The organism is Latilactobacillus curvatus JCM 1096 = DSM 20019 (assembly GCF_004101845.1).
In the GTDB taxonomy this organism is placed as follows: Bacteria; Bacillota; Bacilli; order Lactobacillales; family Lactobacillaceae; genus Latilactobacillus; species Latilactobacillus curvatus.
Genome location: NZ_CP026116.1, coordinates 1,036,389 through 1,062,483 on the forward strand (window position 1 = coordinate 1,036,389; position 26,095 = coordinate 1,062,483).

General features: G+C 42.6%; 28 protein-coding genes. 13 read left to right on the plus strand and 15 right to left on the minus strand.

The genetic code is table 11. The annotated features are described in order from the left end of the window. Nucleotides 1-91: 91 nt before the first annotated feature. From ptsP to LCU_RS05440, 3 genes are all read right to left on the minus strand, one after another. A complete protein-coding gene (gene ptsP / locus LCU_RS05430) occupies nt 92-1,816 on the minus strand; it encodes a phosphoenolpyruvate--protein phosphotransferase (protein WP_056965939.1) in 1,725 nt (574 codons plus the stop codon). After that, nucleotides 1,816-2,082, minus strand: a complete 267-nt coding sequence (locus LCU_RS05435) for a phosphocarrier protein HPr (protein WP_004265632.1) — start codon at nt 2,080-2,082, stop codon at nt 1,816-1,818. Before LCU_RS05435 ends, ptsP begins: the two co-directional genes overlap by 1 nt. Nucleotides 2,083-2,225: 143 nt before the next feature. Further along, complete coding sequence (locus LCU_RS05440) at nt 2,226-2,414, minus strand: hypothetical protein (RefSeq protein ID WP_004265745.1); 189 nt, start codon at nt 2,412-2,414, stop codon at nt 2,226-2,228. Nucleotides 2,415-2,656: 242 nt separating this feature from the next. Between LCU_RS05440 and LCU_RS05445 the strand changes: the two genes are divergently transcribed. The 4 genes from LCU_RS05445 to LCU_RS05460 all read left to right on the plus strand — a co-directional run bounded on the left by LCU_RS05445 (nt 2,657) and on the right by LCU_RS05460 (nt 7,017). Then, nucleotides 2,657-4,858: an ATP-dependent Clp protease ATP-binding subunit gene (locus LCU_RS05445; RefSeq protein ID WP_056965941.1), complete on the plus strand. Its 2,202-nt coding sequence runs from the start codon at nt 2,657-2,659 to the stop codon at nt 4,856-4,858. Nucleotides 4,859-4,955: 97 nt separating this feature from the next. Then, nucleotides 4,956-5,252, plus strand: coding sequence for a DUF1827 family protein (locus LCU_RS05450; RefSeq protein ID WP_004265700.1), 297 nt, complete (start codon nt 4,956-4,958; stop codon nt 5,250-5,252). Nucleotides 5,253-5,376: 124 nt separating this feature from the next. Further along, complete coding sequence (locus tag LCU_RS05455) at nt 5,377-5,796, plus strand: PPC domain-containing DNA-binding protein (protein WP_004265759.1); 420 nt, start codon at nt 5,377-5,379, stop codon at nt 5,794-5,796. 129 nt (nt 5,797-5,925) lie between these two features. Further along, complete coding sequence (locus LCU_RS05460) at nt 5,926-7,017, plus strand: MucBP domain-containing protein (RefSeq protein ID WP_004265709.1); 1,092 nt, start codon at nt 5,926-5,928, stop codon at nt 7,015-7,017. Nucleotides 7,018-7,104: 87 nt separating this feature from the next. On the opposite strand, the gene LCU_RS05465 is transcribed toward LCU_RS05460, so the two are convergent. From LCU_RS05465 to LCU_RS05475, 3 genes are all read right to left on the minus strand, one after another. Then, entirely contained in the window at nt 7,105-8,682 is a 1,578-nt protein-coding gene (locus tag LCU_RS05465; protein WP_004265653.1) for a peptide chain release factor 3, read from the minus strand. 98 nt (nt 8,683-8,780) lie between these two features. Next, nucleotides 8,781-10,118 carry a hemolysin family protein gene (locus LCU_RS05470; protein WP_056965943.1) on the minus strand — a complete coding sequence of 446 codons (1,338 nt, stop codon included), beginning with the start codon at nt 10,116-10,118 and terminating at the stop codon, nt 8,781-8,783. A 103-nt stretch (nt 10,119-10,221) separates the two neighbouring features. Then, entirely contained in the window at nt 10,222-11,328 is a 1,107-nt protein-coding gene (locus tag LCU_RS05475; RefSeq protein ID WP_056965945.1) for an AI-2E family transporter, read from the minus strand. Nucleotides 11,329-11,459: 131 nt separating this feature from the next. Here LCU_RS05475 and LCU_RS05480 point away from each other — a divergent pair, with 131 nt between their 5' ends. Both LCU_RS05480 and LCU_RS05485 read left to right on the plus strand, forming a co-directional pair. Then, nucleotides 11,460-11,897 carry a GNAT family N-acetyltransferase gene (locus LCU_RS05480; RefSeq protein WP_056965947.1) on the plus strand — a complete coding sequence of 146 codons (438 nt, stop codon included), beginning with the start codon at nt 11,460-11,462 and terminating at the stop codon, nt 11,895-11,897. Nucleotides 11,898-11,959: 62 nt separating this feature from the next. Beyond that, on the plus strand, nt 11,960-12,433 hold the full coding sequence (locus LCU_RS05485; protein WP_004265668.1) for a hypothetical protein: 474 nt from the start codon (nt 11,960-11,962) through the stop codon (nt 12,431-12,433). A 64-nt stretch (nt 12,434-12,497) separates the two neighbouring features. Here LCU_RS05485 and ntdP read toward each other — a convergent pair whose 3' ends face one another. The 4 genes from ntdP to LCU_RS05505 form a co-directional block, all read right to left on the minus strand. Then, nucleotides 12,498-13,040, minus strand: a complete 543-nt coding sequence (ntdP, locus tag LCU_RS05490; protein ID WP_128486108.1) for a nucleoside tri-diphosphate phosphatase — start codon at nt 13,038-13,040, stop codon at nt 12,498-12,500. Nucleotides 13,041-13,120: 80 nt separating this feature from the next. Then, nucleotides 13,121-14,224, minus strand: a complete 1,104-nt coding sequence (mutY, locus tag LCU_RS05495; RefSeq protein WP_056965955.1) for an A/G-specific adenine glycosylase — start codon at nt 14,222-14,224, stop codon at nt 13,121-13,123. Next, nucleotides 14,211-15,017 (minus strand): recombination regulator RecX, encoded by an 807-nt coding sequence (gene recX / locus LCU_RS05500; RefSeq protein WP_056965949.1) that lies wholly within the window; start codon nt 15,015-15,017, stop codon nt 14,211-14,213. The genes mutY and recX overlap by 14 nt, the downstream gene beginning before the upstream one ends. Before the next feature lies 1 nt (nt 15,018). Then, nucleotides 15,019-15,198 (minus strand): hypothetical protein, encoded by a 180-nt coding sequence (locus LCU_RS05505; RefSeq protein ID WP_004271245.1) that lies wholly within the window; start codon nt 15,196-15,198, stop codon nt 15,019-15,021. 171 nt (nt 15,199-15,369) lie between these two features. On the opposite strand from LCU_RS05505, the gene rlmD reads away from it, so the two are divergent. Continuing rightward, a complete protein-coding gene (rlmD, locus tag LCU_RS05510) occupies nt 15,370-16,755 on the plus strand; it encodes a 23S rRNA (uracil(1939)-C(5))-methyltransferase RlmD (protein WP_056965951.1) in 1,386 nt (461 codons plus the stop codon). Between the two features lie 147 nt (nt 16,756-16,902). Here the strand turns inward: rlmD and LCU_RS05515 are convergent, their stop codons facing one another. Further along, nucleotides 16,903-17,430, minus strand: coding sequence for a DUF805 domain-containing protein (locus LCU_RS05515; RefSeq protein WP_004270988.1), 528 nt, complete (start codon nt 17,428-17,430; stop codon nt 16,903-16,905). A gap of 92 nt (nt 17,431-17,522) precedes the next feature. Here LCU_RS05515 and LCU_RS05520 point away from each other — a divergent pair, with 92 nt between their 5' ends. Together LCU_RS05520 and LCU_RS05525 are read left to right on the plus strand one after the other, a co-directional pair. Further along, nucleotides 17,523-17,996 (plus strand): nucleoside 2-deoxyribosyltransferase, encoded by a 474-nt coding sequence (locus LCU_RS05520; RefSeq protein ID WP_054644691.1) that lies wholly within the window; start codon nt 17,523-17,525, stop codon nt 17,994-17,996. A gap of 157 nt (nt 17,997-18,153) precedes the next feature. After that, a complete protein-coding gene (locus tag LCU_RS05525; protein ID WP_065825252.1) occupies nt 18,154-19,083 on the plus strand; it encodes an IS30-like element ISLpl1 family transposase in 930 nt (309 codons plus the stop codon). A gap of 643 nt (nt 19,084-19,726) precedes the next feature. On the opposite strand, the gene LCU_RS05530 is transcribed toward LCU_RS05525, so the two are convergent. The 3 genes from LCU_RS05530 to LCU_RS05540 are packed head-to-tail and all read right to left on the minus strand — an operon-like array spanning nt 19,727 to nt 23,365. Continuing rightward, a complete protein-coding gene (locus LCU_RS05530) occupies nt 19,727-20,893 on the minus strand; it encodes a hydroxymethylglutaryl-CoA synthase (protein WP_056966587.1) in 1,167 nt (388 codons plus the stop codon). Nucleotides 20,894-20,907: 14 nt separating this feature from the next. Beyond that, a complete protein-coding gene (locus LCU_RS05535) occupies nt 20,908-22,176 on the minus strand; it encodes a hydroxymethylglutaryl-CoA reductase, degradative (RefSeq protein WP_056966584.1) in 1,269 nt (422 codons plus the stop codon). Further along, on the minus strand, nt 22,163-23,365 hold the full coding sequence (locus LCU_RS05540) for an acetyl-CoA C-acetyltransferase (protein WP_054644483.1): 1,203 nt from the start codon (nt 23,363-23,365) through the stop codon (nt 22,163-22,165). The genes LCU_RS05535 and LCU_RS05540 overlap by 14 nt, the downstream gene beginning before the upstream one ends. A 204-nt stretch (nt 23,366-23,569) precedes the next feature. Here LCU_RS05540 and LCU_RS05545 point away from each other — a divergent pair, with 204 nt between their 5' ends. From LCU_RS05545 to LCU_RS05560, 4 genes are all read left to right on the plus strand, one after another. Further along, nucleotides 23,570-23,782 (plus strand): hypothetical protein, encoded by a 213-nt coding sequence (locus LCU_RS05545; RefSeq protein ID WP_004270991.1) that lies wholly within the window; start codon nt 23,570-23,572, stop codon nt 23,780-23,782. 32 nt (nt 23,783-23,814) lie between these two features. Then, nucleotides 23,815-24,036: a DUF2922 domain-containing protein gene (locus LCU_RS05550; RefSeq protein ID WP_004270996.1), complete on the plus strand. Its 222-nt coding sequence runs from the start codon at nt 23,815-23,817 to the stop codon at nt 24,034-24,036. 134 nt (nt 24,037-24,170) lie between these two features. Next, entirely contained in the window at nt 24,171-24,977 is an 807-nt protein-coding gene (locus LCU_RS05555; protein WP_054644484.1) for a hypothetical protein, read from the plus strand. Continuing rightward, complete coding sequence (locus LCU_RS05560) at nt 24,964-25,263, plus strand: hypothetical protein (protein ID WP_039098583.1); 300 nt, start codon at nt 24,964-24,966, stop codon at nt 25,261-25,263. The genes LCU_RS05555 and LCU_RS05560 overlap by 14 nt, the downstream gene beginning before the upstream one ends. Here LCU_RS05560 and LCU_RS05565 read toward each other — a convergent pair. Next, complete coding sequence (locus tag LCU_RS05565) at nt 25,252-26,070, minus strand: TIM barrel protein (RefSeq protein WP_081038327.1); 819 nt, start codon at nt 26,068-26,070, stop codon at nt 25,252-25,254. The two genes, LCU_RS05560 and LCU_RS05565, sit on opposite strands and share 12 nt — an antisense overlap. Between the last annotated feature and the right edge of the window lie 25 nt (nt 26,071-26,095).

The following is a 26,095-nucleotide window of genomic DNA, read 5'->3' on the forward strand; positions in this document are numbered from 1 at the left end:
ATTTGTAATCGATAACTGTCAATCTTTTTTGCTCATCCAAATTTTACGCACAAAAAAAGACCGCCACAGTGGGCGGTCTTTTACCATTTAATTAAAGATTTTGCATAAAATCTTCAACTAATTTTTGGTTTTCTTCATTACTTATATTCACATTAACAGCGGTTTCAACTAGATCAGTTAATTGAGTTGTATCTAAACGTTTCATCAAGCTCCGAACCCGAAGGACCGAAGTTGCGCTCATTGAAAATTCATCTAAGCCCATTCCAACAAGGAGTGGTGCCATGACTGAATCGCCAGCGGCTTCCCCACACATTCCAGTCCACTTACCTTCTTTATGAGAAGCGTCAATAACGTTCTTAATTAAACGTAAGATTGCTGGATTGTATGGTTGATAAAGGTATGATACACGTTCATTCATCCGATCAGCAGCCATTGTGTATTGAATCAAGTCGTTTGTTCCGATACTAAAGAAGTCAACTTCCTTAGCGAATTGATTTGCCAAGACGGCGCTGGCTGGAATTTCAACCATCATCCCAACTTGTAAATCATCAGAAACAGTTTGACCATCAGCAATTAATTTAGCTTTTTCTTCTTCAAGAATGCCTTTTGCTTGACGGAATTCTGCGACAGTTGCGATCATTGGGAACATGATACGTAACTTACCGTAGTTTGAAGCACGGAGTAAAGCACGCAATTGTGTTCTGAAAATATCATCACGATCTAAACTAATCCGCACAGCACGGTAGCCTAAGAATGGATTCATTTCTTCGGGTAATGGCAAGTAAGGTAATTTCTTATCCCCACCAATGTCCATTGTCCGCACAACAACTGGTTTACCAGCCATACCTTCCAAAACAGTCTTATAAGCTTCGAACTGATCATCTTCACTAGGTAATTCAGATGAGTCCATGTATAAGAATTCTGTCCGGTATAAGCCGATTGCTTCAGCACCGTTATCGATAACACCATCTAAATCTTTAGGTGTCCCGATATTTGCAGCAACTGTGAATGTTTTTCCGTCTTTTGTAACGGATTTTTCATTCTTTAACTTTTCCCATTCTGCTTTTTGATCAGCGAAAGCTTGCGCCTTCTTATCGTATTCAGCAATGTCTGCATCTGTAGGATTGATAATAACATCCCCGTTAATCCCGTCGACAATTAATTGTTCGCCGGCTTTAACAGAAGTTGTGATATTTTCAGTCCCAACAATTGCAGGAATTTCTAAAGAACGAGCCATAATAGCAGAGTGAGAAGTCCGACCACCAATATCAGTCACAAAAGCCTTAACGAATTTACCGTTTAATTGGGCTGTGTCACTTGGTGTCAAGTCATGAGCAATCACAATTACTTCTTCATCAATTAACGCTGGGTTAGGGAGTGTTACCCCTAATAAATGACTGAGAACTCGCTTAGTAACATCCTTGATGTCAGCAGCGCGTTCTTGCATGTATGCGTTATCAGTCATAGCCTCAAAAGTGGCCACGAATAAATCCGCGATCTCTTTGAGCGCTTGCTCAGCATTAACCTTGTCATCATTGATTTTACCTTCGATAGCGCCGGTAAATTCTGGGTCTGCTAAAATCATCATGTGGGCATCAAAAACTTGTGCTTCTTCTTCCCCTAATGATCCAGCAGCAATCTTCCGAATGGTCTCTAGATCACTCGTGGAAGCTTGTAAGGCATTATGCAAACGATTAATCTCTTTTTCTGAATCTGAAATAGTTGATTTCGAAAATGACAAATCGGGTTGCACTAACATATAGGCTTTCGCCGTAGCGATACCATCACTGGCAGCAATCCCTCTTAGTTTTGTCATTATTCAGATAAACCTTCCTTTTTCATTGTTTCTTCAATTGCGTTGATTGCGTCTGCTTCGTCAGCACCTTCAGCTGAGATAGTAACGTCAGCACCTTGGCCAACACCGAGTGACATAACACCCATGATTGACTTCAAGTTTACAGATTTACCTTTGTATTCTAAGTTAACATCTGAGTTAAATTTGCTTGCTGTTTGTACTAATAATGTAGCTGGACGTGCGTGGATACCTGTGTCTGCTACTACGTGAAAATCGCGTTTTTCCATATTAATCGATCCCCTTTTATCTAATTATAGATTTAGTTTTTAACGAAATGAGTGGTCACTAGTAGTGGCTACCCTTCCGATATTTAAGATTACCATTTTTTTTAAAATACTACAATAGTTTCGCTAACAAAATTAGTAGCCGTCTACACTATACCGCTTTCAGACTTGCGGTAGATTACCGCACCATTTCGTTGTGCTTCGCCCACAATTTCTTTTCGATGGTCATAGTTGACCCATACTTTCTGAAAATCTAAAAATTCGGACTGAGCAACCTCAATCTCAGTTTGTTCGTTATTTATTAAGGCATCCATCTCTGCTAAAAAATCACGCATCTGCCATTCTGCCTCCTTTGCAATTCTTTTATCGTGGCTTGAAAAATTCGTTTTCATTCCATCTGCGAAATAAAACGATGACCTCATACTACCGCATACCGCCCATACCTGACAAGAAACTTTTATTTTCGAGTTGCCTGACTTGCAACTTTTTTTAGAGATGATTATAATTTGGATAAAGGTCAAAGATAGTCAAGAACACTTTGACGATTCTATTATTAATGAAAGGTTGTGACAGATTAATGCTTTGTCAAAACTGCCAGAAGAATCCTGCAACGATTCATCTCTATACAAGCACCAATGGTCAACGACAAGAAATCGATCTTTGTCAAAACTGTTACCAACTCTTGAAACAACAAAACAGTAATGGCCAAGCACCACAAGGGCAATATGCAGATCCATTTGGCTTTGGAAGCCTGGATAGTTTCTTCCGAGCAATGGGCGCAACTCCCGATGATCAATCACAAGCAAACCAAGGGCCACAAACCCAAAGTGGCGGCCAAGGTGGCGGCAACAACGGGCAAAACGGCGAAAGTCTGCTCAGTCAATACGGTGTAAACCTAACCAACTTAGCTAAAGCTGGCCAAATTGATCCAGTGATCGGTCGCGATGCTGAAATCGATCGTGTTATTGAAATTCTAAACCGTCGAACAAAAAACAATCCCGTATTAATCGGTGAAGCTGGGGTCGGTAAAACCGCCGTTGTCGAAGGCTTAGCTCAAAAAATTGCCGACGATGACGTTCCTGCCAAACTTAAGGATAAACAAGTCATTCGCTTAGATGTTGTTTCACTTGTTCAAGGGACCGGTATTCGTGGTCAATTCGAACAACGGATGCAACAACTGATGACTGAATTGAAGCAGAATAAGCAATACATTCTCTTCATTGATGAAATTCATGAAATTGTGGGCGCCGGTAATGCCGAAGGTGGCATGGACGCCGGTAACGTGTTAAAACCCGCCCTCGCCCGTGGTGAACTCCAACTAGTAGGGGCCACAACGAATAATGAATTCCGACAAATTGAAAAAGACGCGGCCCTCGCCCGTCGTCTCCAACCCGTTTCAGTCAATGAACCTTCTGTTGACGAAACAGTCCAAATTCTAAAAGGACTCCAAGATAAATACGAAGCCTATCACCAAGTCCACTACACAGACGAGGCACTTAAGGCGGCTGCAACCCTTTCTAATCGTTATATCCAGGATCGTTTCTTACCAGATAAGGCCATTGACTTACTTGATGAAACCGGCTCTAAGAAGAACTTGACGATTACCGTTGTCGATCCAAAAGAAATCGAAAAGAAATTACAAAATGCGGAAGCTGAAAAGCAAAGTGCGTTAAAGGACGAGGATTACGAAAAGGCCGCTTATTACCGCGATCAAGTCACAAAATTGACCAAGATGCGCGAAACAAGTGCCATTGACCAATCTGAAATGCCAACCGTCACCGACAAAGATATGGAAAAAATCGTTGAAGAAAAAATCCACATTCCAGTTGGTGAGTTAAAGGCACAAGAACAAGCACAGTTGAAGAACCTTGCTGAAAATCTTGAAGCGCACGTAATTGGTCAAGATTCAGCAGTCGATAAGGTTGCCCGTTCCATTCGTCGCAACCGAATTGGTTTCAACAAATCCGGTCGACCAATCGGTTCTTTCCTATTCGTTGGACCAACCGGGGTCGGGAAAACTGAATTAGCAAAACAAATCGCCAAAGAACTTTTCGGTAGCACAGATGCTATGATTCGTTTTGATATGAGCGAATATATGGAGAAATTCAGTGTGTCAAAATTGATTGGATCACCTCCTGGCTATGTTGGCTATGAAGAAGCGGGTCAATTAACCGAACAAGTTCGGCGCAACCCATACAGCTTGATCTTACTGGATGAAGTTGAAAAAGCACATCCAGACGTCATGCATATGTTCCTACAAATCTTAGACGATGGTCGTCTGACGGATTCACAAGGACGGACGGTCAGCTTCAAAGACACCATCATCATCATGACTTCAAATGCCGGCCAAACTGATGCCGAAGCCAATGTTGGTTTCGGGGCAACCCTTTCTGGTCAGACACACTCGATTTTAAACCAACTACAAAACTACTTTAAACCTGAATTTTTAAACCGGTTTGATGATATCATCGAGTTCCAACCATTAAGCAAAGAAAATCTCTTGAAGATTGTCAGTCTGATGCTCGATCAAACAAATGCGATGATTGCTGACCAAGGGTTAAACATTGCCGTAACTGAACCAGTCAAATCACGGCTTGTCGATCTTGGTTACAATCCAGAGATGGGTGCGCGTCCATTACGACGTGTTATTCAAGAACAAATTGAAGATCGCGTGGCTGACTATTATCTCGATCACCCAGAACATAAACAATTGACGGCTCGGTTGGTGGAAGATCAGATTCAAATCACCGATGCTAAAGATTCACAGGTCACAGATTAAAAGGCTTTATTATCTCAAGTTAAAACGAATTACGTGCCAAATGAAGCGTTTTCAGTTATACTAGTGGTAAGACTTAAACATCCAGGGAGTGATTTAGATGCGCTTAATCAATGTAACCAATTCTTATAAGCGACTTGTTTCACAACAACTCGCTGCAACAGCCGCAACCTACGTTAAGGTTTATTCACTTGGTAAAACAACGGTTCTTGACTCGCGTTCATCGAAGGAACGTGAGCTCCTTTTAAAAAATGATCATCGACATGTCCAACAAGCCGAGATCGATTTTGTATTGAAGGAACTCGCCGGTTTAGATTCCACAGATGGCCTTGAAGTCTTGAATGATGGTCCATTAGTCGAAATTACAATTCCAACACCTTCAAAAACAGTGAGTTAATCATTCGAACCGCCCCGACATTTCATTTTGTTGGGGCGGTTTTTTACATAGGCAAAATAATGGCAATTGAATAGGTCGTACCGTATAATAACTTTCAACCTAATTTAGGAGGATTAATGACGCGATGAAGACTTTTCAAAAAGAGCACCAAATTATTTGCCGGTTAGAAGTGGGCGACGAAATCCTAACAGAACTTAAATATTTGGCCGCGACCTTCCCCAACCAACTGGGAACTATCACGGGGATTGGTGCCTGTGATGAAGTTACCGTCAGCGTTTATTCACCAGAAACGGATCAATATATTGCCACTTCCAGTCAAGAGCAAGTAGAACTGCTGGCCCTTAGTGGGAATGTCGAAAATGCAAATGGCACGATTGATGTCCATCTACATGCAAGCTTTGCCCGTTTAGATACAAGCGTTTTTGGTGGGCATCTAGAACGCGCCGTCATTTCACGTACAGGAGAATTAATCGTTTCCTTAATTCCCGTTTCCATCGGCCGCGTCACCCATACTGCAACTAAATTACAAGTATTAGATATTTAAACGATTAGAATCACTGCTATTTTTGCAGGGGTTCTTTTTTATGCCCACTTGACGCGTTAATTATCAACCACACTTTTTGTAATTTATGATAGACTAGTAGTAATAAGTAATGCGCTACAAGGAGTCCGTATGAATCTGATTAACCTGCTTCAATCGTTATTGAAATGGCGCCCGAAAAAAGCAGCTCCTCTACCGAACAGTCATGTACGCCAAACTGTCTCTGAGCAAGAGCCCATCCGTCAAGCGCCTCAATCGTCACAGAAACAGCCGGTCGTTCCCGTTAGTCAGGACGCAACGCCACTGCTGGCTACGATGTCCACACAACCGCGCCATAGCACAGTTACCATTCACTACCTCGATCATCATCGGGTCCCTTTACGACCAACGATGACCCTGACAGGTGAAGTGGGTACCGTGCTCAATTTGCCATGGCTAAAATTTGCCGGTTATTACTTGGCAGCTATTACCAATTTAAAACAACAGTTTCCTGAAGAAAACACCACTATCTGGCTTTTTTATAAACCGCAACTCGCAGCACCAGTAATGGTGTTACACCAGAATTTAGAAGGTGGCTTGTTGATTAAGCCCCAATTTTTATCAGGTGCTTTGAACGAACACTATCAAGCCAATCCACTAGAAGGTGGTGCTAACTTCGTGCACCACACCTCAGCTAATCAGACTGGTCGCTTTACAACTAAGACACAGTTTGTCCATTTTAAATATGATCCGCTGAATTTAAAACACAGCGATGCACCTGAACAGCCCTTCATCGAACTTCTTGAGCCAACGGATACCTATCAGCAACCAAGTGAAGAAGCGCTGACTGCTGCTCGCTTGCCAAAGCACGCGGTTTGGAAGATTTATAGCTGTGCAACTGCTCCATCTGGCAAACAATGGTTCAATCTTGGCAGTTCTTGGATTACCCCTACGCGTTATCAATTACATGCCACTAATCCTAAAGGCAGTGATGAATCATACCAAGTACCAAAGTTCACCTACCATTACGCAGTTATCGAAACAACCCCTCTAAACCTCAGTGCAAGTCTGAACAACAATACCGTAACATTTTGGCAAGCACCGTATGACCAACCCACAACATATCAGATAGTGCCTAAAACACGGGTAGTCGTTAAGCAAGTCGTTGTACTCGATAATCAAAGTCGCTGGTGTCAACTTAAAACAGGTCAATGGTTAATGGAAGGCCTCCTAACTTTTGACTAAATACCCCCCCTAAAAAAAATAAGCCGCCGATTCAGACAACAGTTAGTGTGTCTGAATCGGCGGCTTATTTTTGTTTGACTCTTTATATTATAGTTTTGCGGTTAATTCAACGTCTGGATACTTATCTTGGAACCAACGTTCTGCAAATTGATTTTCAAATAAGAACAATGGTTCGTCATGAATATCTTTTACCAATAGATTTCGTGAGGATGACATCCGTTCATCCAATTGTTCTGGATTGATCCACCGCGCAGTTCTTGAACCGATTGGATCCATCAATACTTCAGAATTATATTCGTGTTGCATCCGATATTGGAACACTTCAAATTGTAATTGACCAACGGCGCCTAAGATATAATCGCCAGTTGTGTAAGTCTTATACAACTGAATCGCCCCTTCTTGAACCAACTGTTGAATCCCTTTATGGAAGGACTTTTGTTTCATCACGTTCTTGGCAGTGACGCGCATGAATAATTCAGGGGTAAATTGAGGGAGTTTCTCAAATGAAACAGCCTCTTTACCCGTGTGAATCGTATCCCCAATTTGGAAATTCCCGGTATCATATAATCCAACAATATCGCCAGCAACAGCGCTTGTCACTTGTTCCCGTGTGTCGGCCATGAATTCAGTTGAATTGTTCAACCGCATCTTCTTGCCTGTTCGCGTCAATGTGACATCAATTCCGCGTTGGAATTCACCCGAACAAATTCGTACGAACGCAATCCGGTCACGATGAGCTGGATTCATATTGGCTTGAATCTTGAAGATGAACCCTGAGAAATCAGGAGAGGTTGGTTCAACCAACGTTTCTTCTTGTGTTTTGTGTGCTTCTGGGGCAGGCGCTAAGTTAACGAATGATTCTAAGAACGTCTTAACCCCAAAGTTAGTCAAAGCAGAGCCAAAGAAGATTGGTGTTTGTTCACCCGTTGCAATCTTATCAGCATCATAGGCATTGCCTGCTTCACCGATCAATTCGATATCATCAAGGGCTTGTGTGTAAACAGAATCTTCTTTCAATGGATTATCACCGGCAATCCGACCTGCTTCATCAAGGGCCAAATAAGGGTTGGCTTCGTCTTCTGGTCGATAAAGTTCGATTCGACGGTTGGCGATATCATAAAGGCCACGGAGGTCTTTTCCCATCCCGATTGGCCAGTTCATAGCACAGCCTTCGATGTCCAATAGTTCTTCCAATTCAGCAATCAAATCAAGTGGTTCACGACCATCGCGATCCAACTTATTCATGAAGGTGAAAATCGGAATCCCCCGCATTTTGCAGACTTTGAATAATTTCTTGGTCTGTGGTTCAATCCCTTTAGCAGAATCAATGACCATGACCGCCGCATCAACAGCCATCAAAGTCCGATACGTATCTTCTGAGAAATCTTCATGTCCCGGTGTATCCAAAATATTAATCCGCTTGTCGTCATAATCAAATTGCATCACAGAACTGGTAACGGAAATCCCACGTTGCTTTTCAATTTCCATCCAATCGGACTTGGCAAATTGGCCACTCTTTTTCCCTTTAACTGTTCCGGCTTGACGAATCACGCCCCCGAAAAGTAAGAGTTGTTCCGTAATCGTTGTTTTACCAGCATCCGGATGAGAAATAATTGCAAAAGTACGACGACGATCAACCGCCGTTTTTAATTCAGTAGGTGTCATTATAAAATCCTTTCCGTTATTCCAATATAATGCGCTTGGGACAAAGAATTGCGCAACCATTGCGTCACCCTTTGTCCCATTGATTGTGCTCATTTAATTTAGTCGACTTCTTCTGGTGCATCGGTCTCTGGTTCTGGTAACGTTAATTGTAAATCAATCAACCGTGAACCGGAAACCGACCCCGTCGTTAAGCTCATGCCACCTGGCAGCTCAATTGTTTCCGGATGACCACTGACTGGAATGGCACCAATTTCAGTAATCACGAACCCGGCAATTGTATCCACATCAGTGACTTGAATATCTGTATTGAAGGCACTGTTAAATTCATTGATTGGCATACTTCCCATAACGGTGTAATGCTGCGCATCAATTTTTTGGTACAATTCTTCAGCTTTATCAGATTCATCATCGATTTCACCAACAATTTCTTCCAATAAATCTTCAATCGTGGCTAAGCCAACAACGCCACCGTATTCATCCAACAGAATTGCCATTTGTTGCTGTGTGCGTTTCATTTCAAATAATAAATCATCAATTGTAATCGTTTCGGGAACAAAAAGAGGTTCTTTCATTACCGCTTCGATTTGCATGGCCTGAAAACCTTTTTGGCGTGCTTCTTTCAAGAGATTCTTGATATGCACGACCCCCACCACTTGATCCTTATCATCCCGATAAACCGGAATGCGGGAGAATGGTTGGGCTAAGATGGCATCGATGTTTTGATCGTTGTCTGCACAAATATCAATCATAAATGCATCAGTCCGCGGTACCATGACTTCGCGCGCCATCTTCTTATTGAGGGTAATAATCCCCTCTAACATTTCGTATTCATCGGTTTCCAGAACACCGGCACTCTTCCCAGATTCAATCATGTGGACCATTTCTTCTCGGGTGAGCTTCGGTTCTGTTTCTGAAAAATCAATTGGTGTCAACTTCATTAAGAGCGAGGTCGACATTGATAGCAACCACACGAATGGTCGCAGTAAGATACCGACGATCCGCACGGGTTGCACCGTTATTTTAGCAATTGCTTCTGCACGATGCAGTGCAACTTGCTTAGGATATAATTCCCCAAAAACCAGGGATACATAGGATAAGACAATCGTCACAATTAATACGGCCGCTTCCTTTGTCCAAGCCGCATTTCCTAAAAGGGGTGCTAATCTACCCGCAATGGTTGTGGCAGCACTCGCTGAAGATAAGAAGCCCGCAAACGTAATCGCAACTTGAATTGTTGCTAAAAACTGATTGGAATGACCTAAGACTTGAACTAATACTCGCGCCTTCTTGTCACCTTTATTGGCTTGCTCCTCCATCTTCACACGACTTAGTGACACAAGTGCAATTTCTGCCGCAGCAAAAAAAGCATTCACTAAGGTCAAAATTAATATCAACAGTAACTGTCCCCACACCGAACTTCCAGGGTCAGGATTCATCGTCACATCCACTACCTTTCATTATCTAAATAAGTACATTTAGCCGAATATGGCCTACCTTGCAGTATAGCATAGTCAAAAATGGAAATTCAACCTGCATCTTTTAAAGGTCGGTCCCTTTTTTAGCTTTAGTCCGTAACGCTTGAATATCATATAAATAAGTAATCACTGTCTTGGTAACAGCATAAAACGGAATCGCTAAAATCATGCCTAAAATCCCATAAATATTCCCAGCAACCAATAAGATAATGATGATGGTTAGCGGATGAATATCTAATGAACGGCCAATCACGTTAGGATAAATCAAGTTCCCATCGATTTGTTGAACAACAATGACGACAACAATCACCATGATTGTTTTGGGAATCGAAATTGATAAACTGATAATCAACGCGGGCGCAATCCCAATATAAGGCCCTAAGTATGGAATTACGTTAGAAACGCCAGCAATAAATCCTAACAAATAAGCGTATGGCATCCCGATAATGAGATAACCAATAAATGTAAAGACGCCAACGAATAAACACTCTAGAGCTTGACCACCGATATAAGCTGAAATCGTCGCCCCCATCTTCCGAAGCAAGTCCGCCACTTGGTCGTTATAACGATCAGGTAACATCTTTTGAATATTAGGCACTAAACGGTGTCCGTCTTTTAACATATAGAACAACATAATTGGAATCGTGAAGACACTAACTGTAACGCTCGTAATCGCACCAATCATACTACCAAAACCAGATGTGAAACTCTTCATAACTTTTTCAGCAATCTTCGATGGTTTTAAATCTAACTGATTGACGTATTTATTGAAGTCAATGTTTTTCAAGCGCGGATTGCTAGATAAATCATCCGCTACTTTTTGCAGTCGATGAGCAAAATCTGGTAGGTTCGTCACAAGTTGTGTGATTTGTTTAATCAAGTTAGGAATCACAGTGGCTACAATGAAAATTAAACCGCCAAAAAAGACGATGAAGATAATCGTAATCGCCCAGTTGCGTGATATTTTGAGTTTACCTAACAGATTGATTAGCGGGTTAAACAGGTAAAATAATAATCCCGCGCCAATAATTGGCCCAAATAAAGTTGAAATAAAGGTGCCAATTGGATCAAATAAGAAGCTAATTTTGGTGCAAACAAAGATTAACACAGCCAAAATCAAAAGCTCAATTGACCAAAATAATAGTTTTGATTGGCGTAAACGATCAAACATGCAGTATCCCCCCAGTGTGCCTATGTCACACAAAACGCATTTTATGCTATCATAGTGTAACGATTATTGTTATTGTACCAAATTTTATAGTGATACACATTGATTATTCCTTTTGAAGAGGTGGTTTTTTAATGTTAGTGAAACAAACTCGTGATTTAAAAAGTACGGTTTATCAAGATAGTTTGGCAATTCGGCAAGCCGTATTCATTGTTGAACAACACGTGCCTGCTGAACTTGAGATTGATGAATTCGAAGACCAATCGATTTATTTTGTCGGCTACGTTGCTGATCAAGCCGTTGTGACGTTGCGGCTCATCGAAGCGGACTCAGATTATCATGTTCAACGTGTCGCAGTTAGCCGTTCAGCACGGCATCATGGTTATGGTCAAGAACTGATGCGTGCCGCTGAAGTTTTTGCTCGGGAATCAGGCAAAGCAACGCTCACTTTAAATGCTCAATTAAGTGCAGTACCGTTCTATACGCAACTTAATTTTCAAGCAACCGCCAAACCACAGTTCCTAGATGCCGGGATTATGCATCAAGAAATGGTTAAAAAATTAACTGACTAATTGTCATTTCACCACTAAATGACTTATAATGAACACAGCTTAATAACAGAAAGGACGTTACCATGCCTAAGCAAAAATCACTTCTTGTCCACTTATTTTTCTTCATTATCCCTTATCTACTCGTCATTACGATTGCCGCAACGGCTTACGACAGTCTTGTGATTCACAGTGCCACTTGGGATCGCACCTTGTTCAGTGCTCTAATCAGCAGCACCCTAATGTTATTTATTAAAGTTCCAATCGAACGACCGTTGACGATTATGGCTGACTTAGCCCCTAACCAAACACTTAAAATGGTAACAAGTTTCTTCCTAGTAGAACGTTCACTTGGTATTAAGATTGCTAACTTCATTTTTGATGGCATCCTTTTCTGCCTTGCAACTTATCTATTACGCCACTTCTTGCCACTCAACATCATTGCTGGTAGTTTACTCGGCTGGTGCGTCTTCGCGCTTTTGCTATCCATCAGCATCGGTGCTGGCATCGGCTTTAAAACATTAACGATTCAACAAGATACTTCAGTCGAAAACGATTAACCCATACAAAAAAGCTCCAGTCAATCAATGACTGGGGCTTTTTTGCTTGAGACTAAATAGTGTTCTAACGACGGTGCGCCAATTCTTGATACCGGTTATACCAAATATCAATGTATTCCTTCGAAAAGGGCCCTTTGCCATTGTTGATCCAATCAACCAAAACCTTAACGTTGGCTTTTAAAATCCGATCAGTTTCGGCGGAATAATGCCATTTCGCACTGTGCGCTTCATATTCATCGACATCTAGAAGCCGTTTTTCGCCATTGGGGAAAACCTTCACATCTAAATCATAATCGATATACTTAAGCGCCTCTTGATCCATGACATGCGGCGATGCCAAATTACAATAATAAGAAACGCCGCCTTCACGAATCATTGTCACCACGTTAAACCAATACTTCTTATGGAAATAAATAAGTGCCGGCTCCCGCGTGACCCACTTTCTGCCGTCTGACTCTGTAACTAAGGTATGATCGTTACAACCAATGACTGCGTTCTCGCTGGTTTTTAAAACCATCGTATCGCGCCAAGTGCGGTGTAAACTCCCATCGTGTTTATAACTTTGAATCGCTATATAGTCGCCTTCTTTGGGAATACTCATCGACATACCCAGCTTTCCAAGGTTATTATTCATAATCACCTATCATTATAGCAAAGACTCGCAAATTTACCTAAAACTTTCTACCATTAATTGGTTGACAAACGTGCCGCTAACTTCTTTTGCACAGTCGGTAATGCAACGTCAGCTAATTGTGCCTCGGTATACCATTGGCCTGGGAAAAAGGCGAGGTCGGCATCTGCTGCAAGTTGTGCTTCTAAAAGGGTAATTGTCCATTTAAGATGCGTAAAAACGTGCACCACAGGTTTTAAACCTGATTCATGTAATTGCTGCAATTCTAGCGCAAAAGCCTCTTTAAAATAAGCTTCGATACGAGCTAGTTGTTCTTCCGGTGTCAATAATTCATCGTCGGTTGCTTGCAAGTCTTCCGCAGCGACTAGTGGATAAGTGGACAGGTTCGCTAATAAACCGGTACTCGGTCGTTTTTGAAATAATAAGCCCCTTTGCGAGCGAATCACAACTGCAAACATCGCAACTGGTTTTTGTTTTGCTTTCTTCGTCTTGACTGGATAATCCAATAAGGTGCCATCTTGATAACTCCGGAAAAACGGTGCTAACGCCGTCTCACCAACCGTTGGATTCTTTGCCGTACAAACTTGCGAGCCAAAATCCATCACGGCTTGGTTAAAGTCACCTGGGCGATCTTTGGGAATCAGCGGTAAAATCGCATCGTAAAAAATGTGGCGGTTCTTTGGATTGGCAATATCAGCATCGATTTTCAATAACCGACTGAACACCCGAAAAGCATTGCCATCGATTGCTGGGACAACTTCGCCAAAACAAATACTGGCGATAGCGCCCGCTGTGTACGGTCCAATCCCGGCTAACTTTTCTAATTCAGCCGCGGTTGTTGGCCACTGGCCATTGTAGTCGTCGACGACTTGGCGCGCTGCTTTTTGTAAGTTACGCGCGCGCGAATAATAACCAAGTCCCTCCCACGTTTTCATTAATAAGTCCTCTGGAGCGGCCGCTAAGTCTGCCACCGTTGGAAAAGTCGCCAAGAACCGTTCATAGTACGGAATCACTGTTTGAACCTGCGTTTGCTGAAGCATAATTTCAGATAGCCAGACACGATAGGGCTCTTGATTCTGGCGCCAAGGCAAGTCCCGGCGGTTTTCATCATACCAAGTCATAAACGCGGTTTGAAACGCGTCCCGTTCACTCGGTGCCATCTGATAGTTCTTGTTCGTCGATGAAGTGGTTGATTGCATCAATATTAAATCCTTTCCGATACAACGCTTGTTGCATCTTCATCCGGCGTTCTCGTGGTTCGAGTAATCGATAACGGCGCCATTTTTTTGCACCAAGTTCAGCAAGCGCGTCAGCTTCACTATCTTCATCGGCTTCAAGGGCCAACACTTCAATAATTAAACTAAGGCTGTCACCGCCAAACCCTTTTTGCATTAAACCTTGTTTGACTTTTTGCTGCTGTTCAAAGAATGAACTATGACGGTATTTCTTCGCCAACTTCTTAGCAGCTGCTAACCCAACCGCAACTTGATCATCCACTGAATAATGACTAAGTGCTTGATCGATATGGGCAGCACTAACACCTTTTTGGATTAATTTCTGGCGGACTACTTTGGGGCCCTTATCAGCGGTATTAATCACAGTACGAACGTAGCTATCGGCGTAATCCTGATCGTCGATATAATGTAACTCGCGTAGTTTTGCCAAGCTAGTCTGGATCCCTTCTGGAGTGATCTCGTGTTCGCGTAAATATTGCGTTAGTTCCTTTTCCGTCCGCAATTGGTGACTCAGATAATTGAGCGCCAATTGATACGCTTTGGCATTATCATCGTCTTTTTGAATGTCGCGTTGCAGTTGACTATCAATCTCTAAATCCTTCGCTAAACGGTATTTAATCAAGACACTCTCGGTCACGCCGAAAGCGAATTGCTCATCGATAAAAATATTATAGCGGCCTGATTTTTTCTGTGCCGTTATTTTGGTAATCTTCGGCATGTTATTCTCCCTTGTTACGTGTTGCTTTGATGTTTAAATAGACTTTAAATCCAATGACCACGACGGCGAGCACTAAAGTCCCGATGATCAGTGGTAAGCTCTTGTGTTGGAAGGCATAAACGCCAATTCCGAGTACAATCAGCATGGCGATTAAAAATTGATTTCGTTCCCAAAAATTCATGTGGCTTCGCTCCTTACTTTGACTTCCTGTAGCATAGCATAAATGGCGCACCCGGACAAAAGTCACTGCTTAATTCCCACTATTGAAGCGATTTTTCAGTGCTAAGTCTGTTATACTGAATGCAATGAGAAAAACGAGTATCATTATTTTATATTAATAGGAGCGGATTAAATGCCAGAACAAACAAACCAAGTCGAAGTCGGCCAACGTTTTCCATTGACGATTAAACGAATCGGCATCAATGGTGAAGGGATTGGCTATTACAAACGCAAAATTGTCTTTATTCCAGGCGCACTTCCTGAAGAAGTGGTTGTCGCAGAAGTCACCAACGTTGCCCCTCGTTTCATTGAAGCAAAAGTCCACAAACTTCGCCAAGCTTCACCACAACGGGTTACCCCTAAGGATGCCACTTACGGCCAAGTCGGTGGGATTGAGCTTGAACACTTAAGCTATCCTGGCCAACTTGCCTTCAAAAAAGACGTCGTCGTCCAAGCGCTTGAAAAATTCAAACCACAAGGCTACGCCAAATACAATATTACCGATACAGTCGGAATGGAAAACCCCTGGCATTATCGCAACAAAGCACAATTCCAAGTCCGCGAAATCGACGGTCATTTAGCAGCTGGCTTATACGCTCCAAGTAGCCATACTTTAATTGATTTGCCTGAATTCGCAACCCAAACCGATTTAACAATGAAAATCATCCGAACCGTCTTGAAATTAGTCGAATCACTCGGAATTCCCGTCTTTGATGAAACTAAGAATGCTGGGATTTTAAAAACATTGGTCGTTCGCGAATCTTTTTCAACCGGTGAAGCGCAACTGACCTTCATTACCAACTCCCCTAAACTACCGCAAAAGCACGCCTTGATTACAGCCATCCAAGCTGAATTGCCCGAAGTGGTTTCAATCATGCAAAATATCAACAAAGGGAAAAACGTGCTCGTTTGGGGCGACCAAACGATTCATCTGGCTGGTCAAGAAACGATTATGGAAACTTTAAACGGCGTTCACTTCGAATTGACTGCCCGCGCCTTTTTCCAATTGAACCCAGTTCAAACGGCTAAGATGTATAACTTAGTTCAAGATGCACTTGATCTCACACCTGAAGATCGTCTCGTCGATGCTTATTGTGGGGTGGGTACAATTGGCTTGAGTCTTGCCAATCAAGTCGCAGAAGTACGCGGCATGGACACGATTGCCGATTCAATTGAAGCGGCTAAACACAACGCAGCCATCAATGACATTCAAAACGTTGAATATGCCGTAGGGGCTGCCGAAGACCTCCTCCCAGAATGGTTGGATAATGGCTTTGTCCCAACTGCCTTGGTGGTTGACCCACCACGCACTGGCTTAGATCAAAAATTAATTGATGCCATTTTAGACAGTCGGCCATTGAAATTTGTCTACGTCTCATGTAATCCATCAACCCTTGCACGGGATTTAAAAGCCCTTGTGCATACGTACCAAGTGGAAAAAATCCAACCATTGGACATGTTCCCCCAAACGGCACGAGTTGAAGCAGTTGTGACATTAACACTAAAACGCGACCTATAACGCAAAAAAGCGGTCCATCAACATGTGTTTGTTGATGGACCGCTTTTTTATTTGGACTTTAATCGCCTAAACGTGTTCTATAAGTCATATCCTTCCGGTTAACCCTGAATGGCAAACGATTGCTTCACAATCATTCGCCAAACTTCGTTAATGCTCAGACCGTTTCGGTTGTGACGCACTCTTTCTTAAGAAGAAAGCAACTAGTGGATTGTCGCTGTTGGTTGTAATCGTGTCTGTTTTCAATAACGTGATTATAAATAAAGTTAAACCGATCAACGCCGAAATTAACGTCCATGCGCGCCCCTGATTGCCCGATGTAAAACGGGATGCAAACCCGTTCAATAACCACAATACAACTGCTCCGCGACCATTTAACCCAGCATCCCGATAACGCCGTACACTAAGCGCCAACGTTGGAATAAACGTGAGTACCCCAAGCAACCCGATAACGATTATGTACAGCACTAATGCACCGCTCATCTTCAGTTGCACCTTTGCAGCTTGTGCAAATAGCAAAGCGAAAAATGGCATGAACCAAACAATCATTAAAATCAACATCGCCCACCAATAACCCGCACGTGTTGTTCGCCCCGTAAAATCAAAATAACCTTTAAAATAATCTCGCCAAGCTGACTTAAACGTTACTTGCCCTGGTGTTTCTTGAATCTCGCGCATTGTGAATCCCCTTCCAAAACTGATTAACTTAATTGTACCGCATTTCACCACTAATTTGATACAATAAAGGAAATCAACTTGGAGGAATTCCTATGAAAATTTATTTCGCAAACGCTCTATTCTCAGCAGCAGACTTTGATTATAATGCTAAGGTTGTTGCTCAACTGCGCCAAGCAATTCATGGTATCGATATCTATCTTCCACAAGAAAACGCCGCAATTAACGCCAAAAATGCTTATGCCAGCTCTGAAATGATCGCACAAGCCGATACAGACGAACTCGTTGCTAGCGATCTCGTCATTGCTGTTTTGGATGGTCCTACCATCGATGTTGGCGTTGCTAGTGAAATCGGTGTGGCATACGGTCGCCAAATTCCAATGATCGGATTATACACCGACAGCCGCCAACAAGGTGCTACAAATCCACAAAAACTAGCGGCTTTACAAGAGATCGCCGAAAACCAATTCCATTACTTAAACCTTTACACAACCGGCTTAATTAAACAAAACGGCACGATTGTGAATAATGTAGACGCGTTGATTGAGGCAGTGCAAGCCCATGCCTAATTAAAAATAAAGCCATTCTTTTGTTATCTATAGTGAATGGCTATTTATATTGTATTTTGGTAGATTGTAAAATTAATCCGAACGCTGTTCGGACAAAAAAGATCAGCTTCCTTTAAAATGGTGTTTACCACAAACCCATCTTTTAGGAGCTGATCTTTTGTCTAGTATAACCTATTCCGAACGAATTAAAATCGAAACCTTTTGTGAACTAGGGCTGTCCAATATCCAAATGGGCGTTCGGCTGAACCGATCACCGTCAACAATTTCTTATGAATTATCTCGATGTCAACCTTATCAGGCTGAATTAGCACAAACAGATGCCGAATACAAGCGATCACGATGTGGTCGGAAAACTAAGCTGAGCGATGAGTTAAAGCAAAAAATTCTCAACCATTTACGTCTAAGCTGGTCACCAGGAATGATTGCTCACGAATTTAAACTAGCTACTAAATCTATTTATAATTGGCTAAATCAGGGGAGAATTGGTTTCTCCTTGAATGATCTACCTGAACATGGCGTACGCCAACGGCGTAACGTTGACCAACGATCCAAATATAATCAATCTTTGGGGCGATCAATTGAACAGCGTCCCATGATGATTAATCAACGTAAGCGCATCGGCGATTTTGAACTAGATACAGTCGTTGGTCCTCGTGGGCATAGTAAGGCAGTTTTATTAACTTTAATCGATCGCAAATCACGGTTCCTTTGGGCATACCGGTTAAAAGATCGGACGACAGCGACTGTTAATGAAGCACTAACTAAGTTCCTAACCACTTTTAATGGTCCGGTGCACAGCTTTACTGTGGACCGTGGCACTGAGTTTAGTGGGCTAGTATCACTTGAATCACAATATGGTATTAAGACCTATTACTGCCATGCTTATACGCCAGCTGAACGTGGTAGTAATGAACGCTTTAATCGGAATTTACGTTATTTTTATCCTAAAGGGACTCGTTTTGAGCACATTAGTGCTCAAGATTTAACGACGACGTTACTCCAAATTAACCAGCGACCGCTTAAAATACTCGACTGGCAAACACCGTATCAGGTTATGCTGACAAATTTGTCCGAAAATTCGGATTAAATTTGCAATCTACCTTTTGAGCATAAAAAAAGGATTCAAGCTTTGATATGCTTGAATCCCCTAGGTTGAGGTTGATAGCTTGGTTGTTACGAGCTGATTCTGTTTTACATTCTGGATAATGTTACACCTCATACTTTTATTCAATTGTTTTTAATCGTTGGTCTAGCCCACTGCTAATCGTTTCACTCGATCTAGTTTGGTCGTCTATCTTTGACCCGCATGTGCAGTTTTAGCGATGACGATTAAATTCGTGTTTACTACTTGAGCGATATTCTTTAACAGACATCAGCCTCCGATATACTTAGATCTTAATACTACGAAGAGTTACACTTATGTTTCCATTGGAACCACGCCTTGCAATTTCTTTTTCGTACTTTAAATCTTGATGTGTCGTACATTCAAATCTGGTGCTTGTGTTTTAAAGTGGTAAATCTATTTAAAGCTAACTTGGTTTCACTTACCAAGCTATCTTTCCTCACCATTAATATAGCACCTTCTGTGACCGGATACAATCAAAATGCTCTTAAATTTAAAAAAGTTTTTCCATCATTTCTGACTTGTTATTTTTATCAGAAATAGCTAAAAAAACTGCCATTAACAATACTGTTAATGGCAGTTTTTAGGATACATAGCTGTTTTTTTATTAATCTCTAACTTGATAATTGCGTTCGTGTTCCTTAACACCTTTTAAAATGATTGGCGCGTTGTCCATTGCCAAATCAATTTCATATTCGCTACCGTCTTCTGGTAGTTCTGCTTGGAATTGATTTTCGTATTCAGCCATCGTCAATTGACGTCGTGCAGCAAGCATTGCTTTGTGGTCCGCACCGGCTAATTGTTTTTCAAATCCGGGTTGCAAAATACCGGTGAAGAATTCACTGATTGCACCTGAACCGTAACTGAATAAACCAATTCGATCGCCGGCTGCCAATTGCGTTGATTGTTCCAACAATGAAAGGAAGCCTAGGTATAACGCGCCAGTATAGATATTACCAATTTGACGGCTATACAATGTACTTTCTTGATAACGGTCTAATAAATATGCTTGTTCTGTTTCCGTTGCTTCTGGCAAGATTGTCCGCAATGCCTTCAACCCCATCTTTGTGTATGGTAAATGGAACGTTAAGGCTTTGAAATCTGAGATTGTGCGGCCAGTTTGAGCGCGATAGTCTGCCCAAGTTGCTTGGAAAAATTCGATGTATTGTTCAGTTGAATATTTGCCACGCGCAAAAGCTTCTTTTGAATAATTAGGGCGCCAGAAATCTTGAATGTCATCACTGTGAATGGCCGTTGCCGGTTCTAACGCCAACAAACGTGGTGCTGCACTAACGATCATTGCAACCGCGCCGGCACCTTGTGTCACTTCACCTGGTGTATCCAGCCCATAACGGGCGATATCGGAACCGATGACTAATGCTTTTTGCTCTGGATGCGCCGCTACAAAGTCATAAGCGGTCATCAAACCAGCGGTTGCCCCGTAACAAGCTTCTTTAATTTCAAAAGCACGGGCATTTTTTAATCCTAATAAGCGTTGTACATAAAGGGCACCGGCTTTTGACTGATCGATTCCTGATTCAGTGCCTAAAATTAATAAACCAATTGAATCACGATTATCATCATCCAACACTTCAAGAGCCGCGTTAGCCGCCATTGTGACACTGTCTTGACTGAGGGGGGCAATTGCCATTTGATCTTGACCAATTCCAATTGTGTATTTGTCAGGATCAACGCCTCGCGCGTTAGCTAGCATCACTAAATCTAAGTAGGTATTAGGCGTAAAAAGGCCCATCTTATCAATTCCGATTTGCATAATAAACTTCCAATCTATTTGTTTTCAGCACGCAGTTGCGCTAACAGCTCGGTGGCTGTTGCTGTATTTAAATGTGTCGCTTTCAATAATAATGGTAATAATTGCGTTAATTCAGTCTCGCTTGCGCCAGCAGCAATCGCCAACGACTTCGCTTGAAGCGCCATGTGTCCTTTTTGAATCCCGTCTGACACAAGTGCTTTGAGCGCGGCAAAATTTTGTGCTAAGCCAACAGCTGCGATAATGCCGGCTAATTCACGCGCATTCTGAACTTTTAACAAGCGCTGATTAATCTGCACGGTTGGTAGAATACCAATCGATCCGCCAACCATCCCAACTGGCAGTGGTAGTTCGATTCGACCGCGTAGTTGCTGATCAGTTGTCCATTCCCAACTCGAAAGCGGTTGGTAAGCACCCTTTCTAGCAGCATAACTATGCACGCCGGCTTCAATTGCGCGCCAATCGTTGCCCGTCGCTAACACCACTGCATCGATGCCGTTCATAATCCCTTTATTGTGGGTTGCTGCGCGCGCCACATCCACTTTGGCAAAGTCACTCGCCGCAATCATCTTTTCGGCAATTGTTTCGCCAGCAAGCGTCGCAGTTGTTAAGGTAGCTGGATCAATCGTCACACTTGCGGTCACCACGGATTCAAACGCGGCATTGGTCAAAACACTCAATAAAAGGTTGCCGCCCAACTGTTCTTGCACAGCATGTGCGATGGCTTCACAGATTGTGTTCACAATGTTGGCACCCATCGCTTCTTTGGTATCAATTTGCAATTCAAGTTTCAAAAAGCGGTCGTCAATAATCGTCGGCGTGATTTTTTGAAGACCACCACCGCGTTTAACAATTGATGGATGCGCAGCCCGCGCAACTTCAAATAAATGGTCATTGTTGCCACTAATCCAAGCTTTAGCCGCTACTAAGTCAACTAGCTTCTCTAACACGACTTCACCAGTCATCAGCCGCGTCAGTTGTTCAGTCACAAAGCCGCCATTAGCTCGTGCCATCTTAGCCGCATTATTAGCCGCCGCAATAACGGATGGTTCTTCGATCGCAAACGGGACTTGATAGACTTGCTGATTGACTAATAAATCTTGCACCACACCAAGCGGTACTTGGTACTGGCCAATTTGGTTTTCAATCATATTACCAGCGATCTCATCTGACAAGGGTTCTGCAGCTGCTAAACAATCAGCATCCGTCTGACTTAGGTGACCTTGTTCAACAAGCGTTGCTAAACGTTCATCCTTCGTTAATTGATAGAACTTAGGCTTTTTCATTACACCATGCCTCATTTAATTGAATTTCAAAAGCAATTCCTAACCCGCCACCAATACATAACGAAGCAATCCCTGTTGTTTGGTGCGTCCGTTTCAATTGGTGCATTAACGTTGTCATGATGCGCGTGCCTGAAGCACCGATTGGATGGCCCAACGCAATAGCGCCACCGGCCACATTAACTTTAGCAGGATCGACTTGTAACCCATTTTGAACGGCCACACTTGAAGCGGCAAACGCTTCGTTAATTTCCAATAAATCGATATCGGCTAATGTTTGATTTTGTTGCGCTAATAATTTTTGAATTGCATCGACCGGCGTGTACCCCATGTAATCTGGATCAGCACCGACTTCTTGATAGCCGACCAAAGTGGCTTGGTAAACTAATCCGAGTGCAGCAGCTTTTTCCTTGCTCATAACGATCATGGCAGAAGCGCCATCGTTAATGCCGGAAGCATTGGCAGGTGTTACAGTCCCATCTTGTTGAAAAGCTGGGCGCAACTTCGCCATTGCTTCGATGGTTGTCGTTGGGCGGATACCTTCATCTTGTTGCACTTCAAGCGTTGCTTTGCGTTGTTGCACCGTTACAGGCACAATTTCTTCATTAAACCAACCAGCTTGGGTCGCTTGCGCGGCTTTTTGATGAGAAGCGAGTGCAAAAGCGTCTTGCATTTCACGCGTAATGCCGTATTTAGCTGCTACATTTTCGCCTGTAATCCCCATTGGCTGGTGCGTAAACGCATCGTTTAACCCTTCGCTACTGATGCTATCAATCATTGTTTGATCCCCAAATTTACTCCCAAAACGCATTTGTTTATTCAAATAAGGCGCTTGTGACATACTTTCTGTACCGCCAACTAAGACGATGTCAGCATCGCCCATGACGATTGCACTCTGCGCCAACCGAATTGCTTTTAGGCCGGAGCCACAAACTTCATTAACTGTCATTGCTGTGCTTGATTGTGTCATCCCACTCTTCAAAGCAATTTGCCGTGCAACGTTTTGCCCAGAACCGGCTTGTAAGACATTCCCGAAAATTGCTTGATCAATCTGAGTTGGATCAATCCCGGCTGCTTCAATCGCCGCTTTAGCAGCAACTGTCCCCAATTCAACCGCGCTTAAACTTGCAAGTTGGCCCCCCAATTTACCAATCGGTGTCCGCTTTGCACTGATAATAACCACTTCTTGCATAATATCCCTCTTCATCTATAAGTCTAATTATTACTATAACTAAATTTTCATGAAACGTCTGGTAATTCATAATTTCTTTAACTTTTTTTAGAAATCCGCTTGGTAAGCTGAGATTATTTTACCATTTTATCGGCATCGTGCATTACTCATTAGCGTAAGTCATTCACCGGTGACGCTTACAACTAATCTTTAGGAGGAATCCACATGCAAACATCATGGTTAGCAACATCGATCGCTTTTGAATTACAAAATACAGACTATCCAAATGAAAGTTTACAACGTCGTATGACCGCCGTAAAAGAAGACGTTCAAGCCACGGAAATCCAAGCAGTTGGCGAAGCCCTCGCAAGTCTCCACGCAGGTGACACATTTGCAACAGCTACTCTAACCACTAAATCCGCTTATATCGCTAAATAAAAAACATACCAATCTTTGAGGAGGAATTCAAGATGAAACAACTTTGCTTAGAATTTAAAAACAGTGATGCTAAGAGTCGTGTATTGCGCTTAAACAATATTGATGACAACTTAGACGCCGAAACAGTTAGAAGTGCGATGACTAAAATCGCAGCAGCCAATATGTTTATTAAAAAAGGGATTGAACTCTACAAAGAACCAGTTGGTGCCAAATACGTTGAACGGATTGAAACACCAATCTTTTCTGACAAATAATTAAGCAGCATACAGCCCCCAAATCGAATCTGATTTGGGGGCTTTTTTTGCGTTTTACATAAATTGATTAACACCCCTTGTTTCCGCGATAAACTTTGGTGTAGGCTTACATAAAGTCGTTCAAAGGAGTTATCATGCCCAATTCATTTAACTTATCGCAAATATTGCAATCAATGTTGCTTAATTGTTTACTGGTAATTGCGCTGCCACTAGCTTTTGCCGGGATTCTAACACTAATCAATCGTTCAACTAAACGGCGCTTAGCCCATTGGTGGGATTACTCACAACTTTTAATTGGCGGCCTAGGCACTGTGATTCATGAACTCAGCCATGCTGTTGCCTGTTTAATCTTCCAACACCAAATTATCGATATGCAACTCTTAAAATTAAATTTACGGGATAACCCCGATCACTCGCTTGGCCATGTCAATCACCGATACCATTCCGGCCGTCTTTGGCCAACAATTGGTAATCTCTGGATTGGGATTGCCCCGATTTTTGGTTGTTCAGCCGCCATTTTCGGACTGACTTGGTTATTAGCACGGCCCACTTTTGCAACGTGGATGACCTTTGCTGAACATCCCACTTGGCAGTTAAACGCCATCGGCCCCTTGTTCAGCCAGCTCTGGACGACGCAACCGGGTGCTCTCTTGCTCTGGTTAATCTTAACTAGCATGATTGCCATCGGTGGTTATGACTTATCCGCAGCTGATTTTAAAGGCACGATTCCAGGGATTATTGCCACAGTCATCGCGGTCTGCCTCGTTACTGGTCTGTTTTCATTTGTGCCAACAGTCAACACCACGACTTGGCTCATTGGTGTTCTAACACCAATGGCAATTACCCTAACCATCGCCGTTAGCTTGTCGGGTGTTTGTTGGCTGATCATTGCCGGGATTTTCGCACTATTAGAAAGGACGACTTATCATGCGCGTCATTGACTTACTACAGCTATTAGCTGATACACCCAAAAACGATGGCATCTACTTCGAAGGCCCTGAAGAGCTCCAACCTATCGCCCACTTTGAGCTCACCGTCGTTGACGAACAGCCACGACTATTACTGCAGTTAAAGGCCGCAGACAAAAAGCCGCTGAAGCAGTGGGAATTTAGCCTATTATTAAATCAAAAAAACTACTACCAACATTATATGTATGTCCAAACAAAGACGGGTGACTATCCTTTGTTTGGTTTTCGCGTTGCTGCTGACAAAATTCTACTCGGATAATGTTTGTTCAAGTTGCGTTAAATAACGATGACTCGCAATCATTTCTCGTGCATCATTTTGATCGGCTAATTGAATCTCATAGATCGAACTGGCATCAGGATTTAACAATGGCAATACGCGGGCCCAGTCAATTTTGCCAGTCCCTAATTGCAACCCATCATGCTTCAAACCCATCGAATCAACCAGATGATAATGAACGACGTGCTCACGCAAAGTTGCCAGACTCTGCAAGAAAGCATTCTGATCACCCTGCAACTTGATAAAACAGTGACTCGTATCAAACGCTAAGCGGTAACCTTTATCAAAGATGGCCTGATCAAAAATCGGATTGCCATAATAGAAAATCGGTGAAATTGAATTTTCGAACATAATATTTTGTCCGCCAATCCGCTGTAAATAATCGAGGCGCTTGAACAAAACACGAATGGCATCCGTAATATTACTGTAACCCGTCGTCAATTCTTCAATTGGATCATCATAAGAGCCATGCACCAATAGTTGGACATCTTCAGCTTTCGCTAACTGCAATAAATCGAGTGTTGATTGCCATAAAAAGCGGTATCGGGCTGGCGAACTTGCTTCATTCATCGACAGTTCAATATGATGCCCTTCGAAACTCATTGGGTGGTGTAAAATAATCCGTTCAACCTGCTGACTGCGTACATAACGAATTTTTTCGCGTAAACGTACTAGCCCAGTTGGCGTGACATCTTCGGCTGTTAGATGAAATTCAAAATACGTTGGCTGATACTGCATTCGATCAGCAATTTGCTGATCGTTAATCCCTGCTTTTAAGCCTAATCGCATCGTCATCCCTCTTTTCTCTACTAGT

Excerpts from the sequence above, each read along its gene's own strand:
- LCU_RS05445 (WP_056965941.1), top strand. The coding sequence starts at position 2,657 with ATGCTTTGTCAAAACTGCCAGAAGAATCCTGCAACGATTCATCTCTAT.
- LCU_RS05560 (WP_039098583.1), top strand. The coding sequence starts at position 24,964 with ATGCGCGTCATTGACTTACTACAGCTATTAGCTGATACACCCAAAAAC.
- LCU_RS05540 (WP_054644483.1), bottom strand. The coding sequence starts at position 23,365 with ATGCAAGAAGTGGTTATTATCAGTGCAAAGCGGACACCGATTGGTAAA.
- LCU_RS05435 (WP_004265632.1), bottom strand. The coding sequence starts at position 2,082 with ATGGAAAAACGCGATTTTCACGTAGTAGCAGACACAGGTATCCACGCA.
- LCU_RS05520 (WP_054644691.1), top strand. The coding sequence starts at position 17,523 with ATGAAAATTTATTTCGCAAACGCTCTATTCTCAGCAGCAGACTTTGAT.
- LCU_RS05455 (WP_004265759.1), top strand. The coding sequence starts at position 5,377 with ATGAAGACTTTTCAAAAAGAGCACCAAATTATTTGCCGGTTAGAAGTG.
- LCU_RS05535 (WP_056966584.1), bottom strand. The coding sequence starts at position 22,176 with ATGAAAAAGCCTAAGTTCTATCAATTAACGAAGGATGAACGTTTAGCA.
- LCU_RS05440 (WP_004265745.1), bottom strand. The coding sequence starts at position 2,414 with ATGCGTGATTTTTTAGCAGAGATGGATGCCTTAATAAATAACGAACAA.
- LCU_RS05545 (WP_004270991.1), top strand. The coding sequence starts at position 23,570 with ATGCAAACATCATGGTTAGCAACATCGATCGCTTTTGAATTACAAAAT.
- LCU_RS05460 (WP_004265709.1), top strand. The coding sequence starts at position 5,926 with ATGAATCTGATTAACCTGCTTCAATCGTTATTGAAATGGCGCCCGAAA.
- LCU_RS05515 (WP_004270988.1), bottom strand. The coding sequence starts at position 17,430 with ATGCGCGAGATTCAAGAAACACCAGGGCAAGTAACGTTTAAGTCAGCT.
- LCU_RS05470 (WP_056965943.1), bottom strand. The coding sequence starts at position 10,118 with ATGAATCCTGACCCTGGAAGTTCGGTGTGGGGACAGTTACTGTTGATA.
- ptsP (WP_056965939.1), bottom strand. The coding sequence starts at position 1,816 with ATGACAAAACTAAGAGGGATTGCTGCCAGTGATGGTATCGCTACGGCG.
- LCU_RS05450 (WP_004265700.1), top strand. The coding sequence starts at position 4,956 with ATGCGCTTAATCAATGTAACCAATTCTTATAAGCGACTTGTTTCACAA.
- LCU_RS05480 (WP_056965947.1), top strand. The coding sequence starts at position 11,460 with ATGTTAGTGAAACAAACTCGTGATTTAAAAAGTACGGTTTATCAAGAT.
- LCU_RS05565 (WP_081038327.1), bottom strand. The coding sequence starts at position 26,070 with ATGCGATTAGGCTTAAAAGCAGGGATTAACGATCAGCAAATTGCTGAT.
- LCU_RS05505 (WP_004271245.1), bottom strand. The coding sequence starts at position 15,198 with ATGAATTTTTGGGAACGAAATCAATTTTTAATCGCCATGCTGATTGTA.
- mutY (WP_056965955.1), bottom strand. The coding sequence starts at position 14,224 with ATGGCACCGAGTGAACGGGACGCGTTTCAAACCGCGTTTATGACTTGG.
- ntdP (WP_128486108.1), bottom strand. The coding sequence starts at position 13,040 with ATGTCGATGAGTATTCCCAAAGAAGGCGACTATATAGCGATTCAAAGT.
- LCU_RS05550 (WP_004270996.1), top strand. The coding sequence starts at position 23,815 with ATGAAACAACTTTGCTTAGAATTTAAAAACAGTGATGCTAAGAGTCGT.
- LCU_RS05485 (WP_004265668.1), top strand. The coding sequence starts at position 11,960 with ATGCCTAAGCAAAAATCACTTCTTGTCCACTTATTTTTCTTCATTATC.
- LCU_RS05555 (WP_054644484.1), top strand. The coding sequence starts at position 24,171 with ATGCCCAATTCATTTAACTTATCGCAAATATTGCAATCAATGTTGCTT.
- LCU_RS05465 (WP_004265653.1), bottom strand. The coding sequence starts at position 8,682 with ATGACACCTACTGAATTAAAAACGGCGGTTGATCGTCGTCGTACTTTT.
- LCU_RS05475 (WP_056965945.1), bottom strand. The coding sequence starts at position 11,328 with ATGTTTGATCGTTTACGCCAATCAAAACTATTATTTTGGTCAATTGAG.
- rlmD (WP_056965951.1), top strand. The coding sequence starts at position 15,370 with ATGCCAGAACAAACAAACCAAGTCGAAGTCGGCCAACGTTTTCCATTG.
- LCU_RS05530 (WP_056966587.1), bottom strand. The coding sequence starts at position 20,893 with ATGCAAATCGGAATTGATAAGATGGGCCTTTTTACGCCTAATACCTAC.
- recX (WP_056965949.1), bottom strand. The coding sequence starts at position 15,017 with ATGCCGAAGATTACCAAAATAACGGCACAGAAAAAATCAGGCCGCTAT.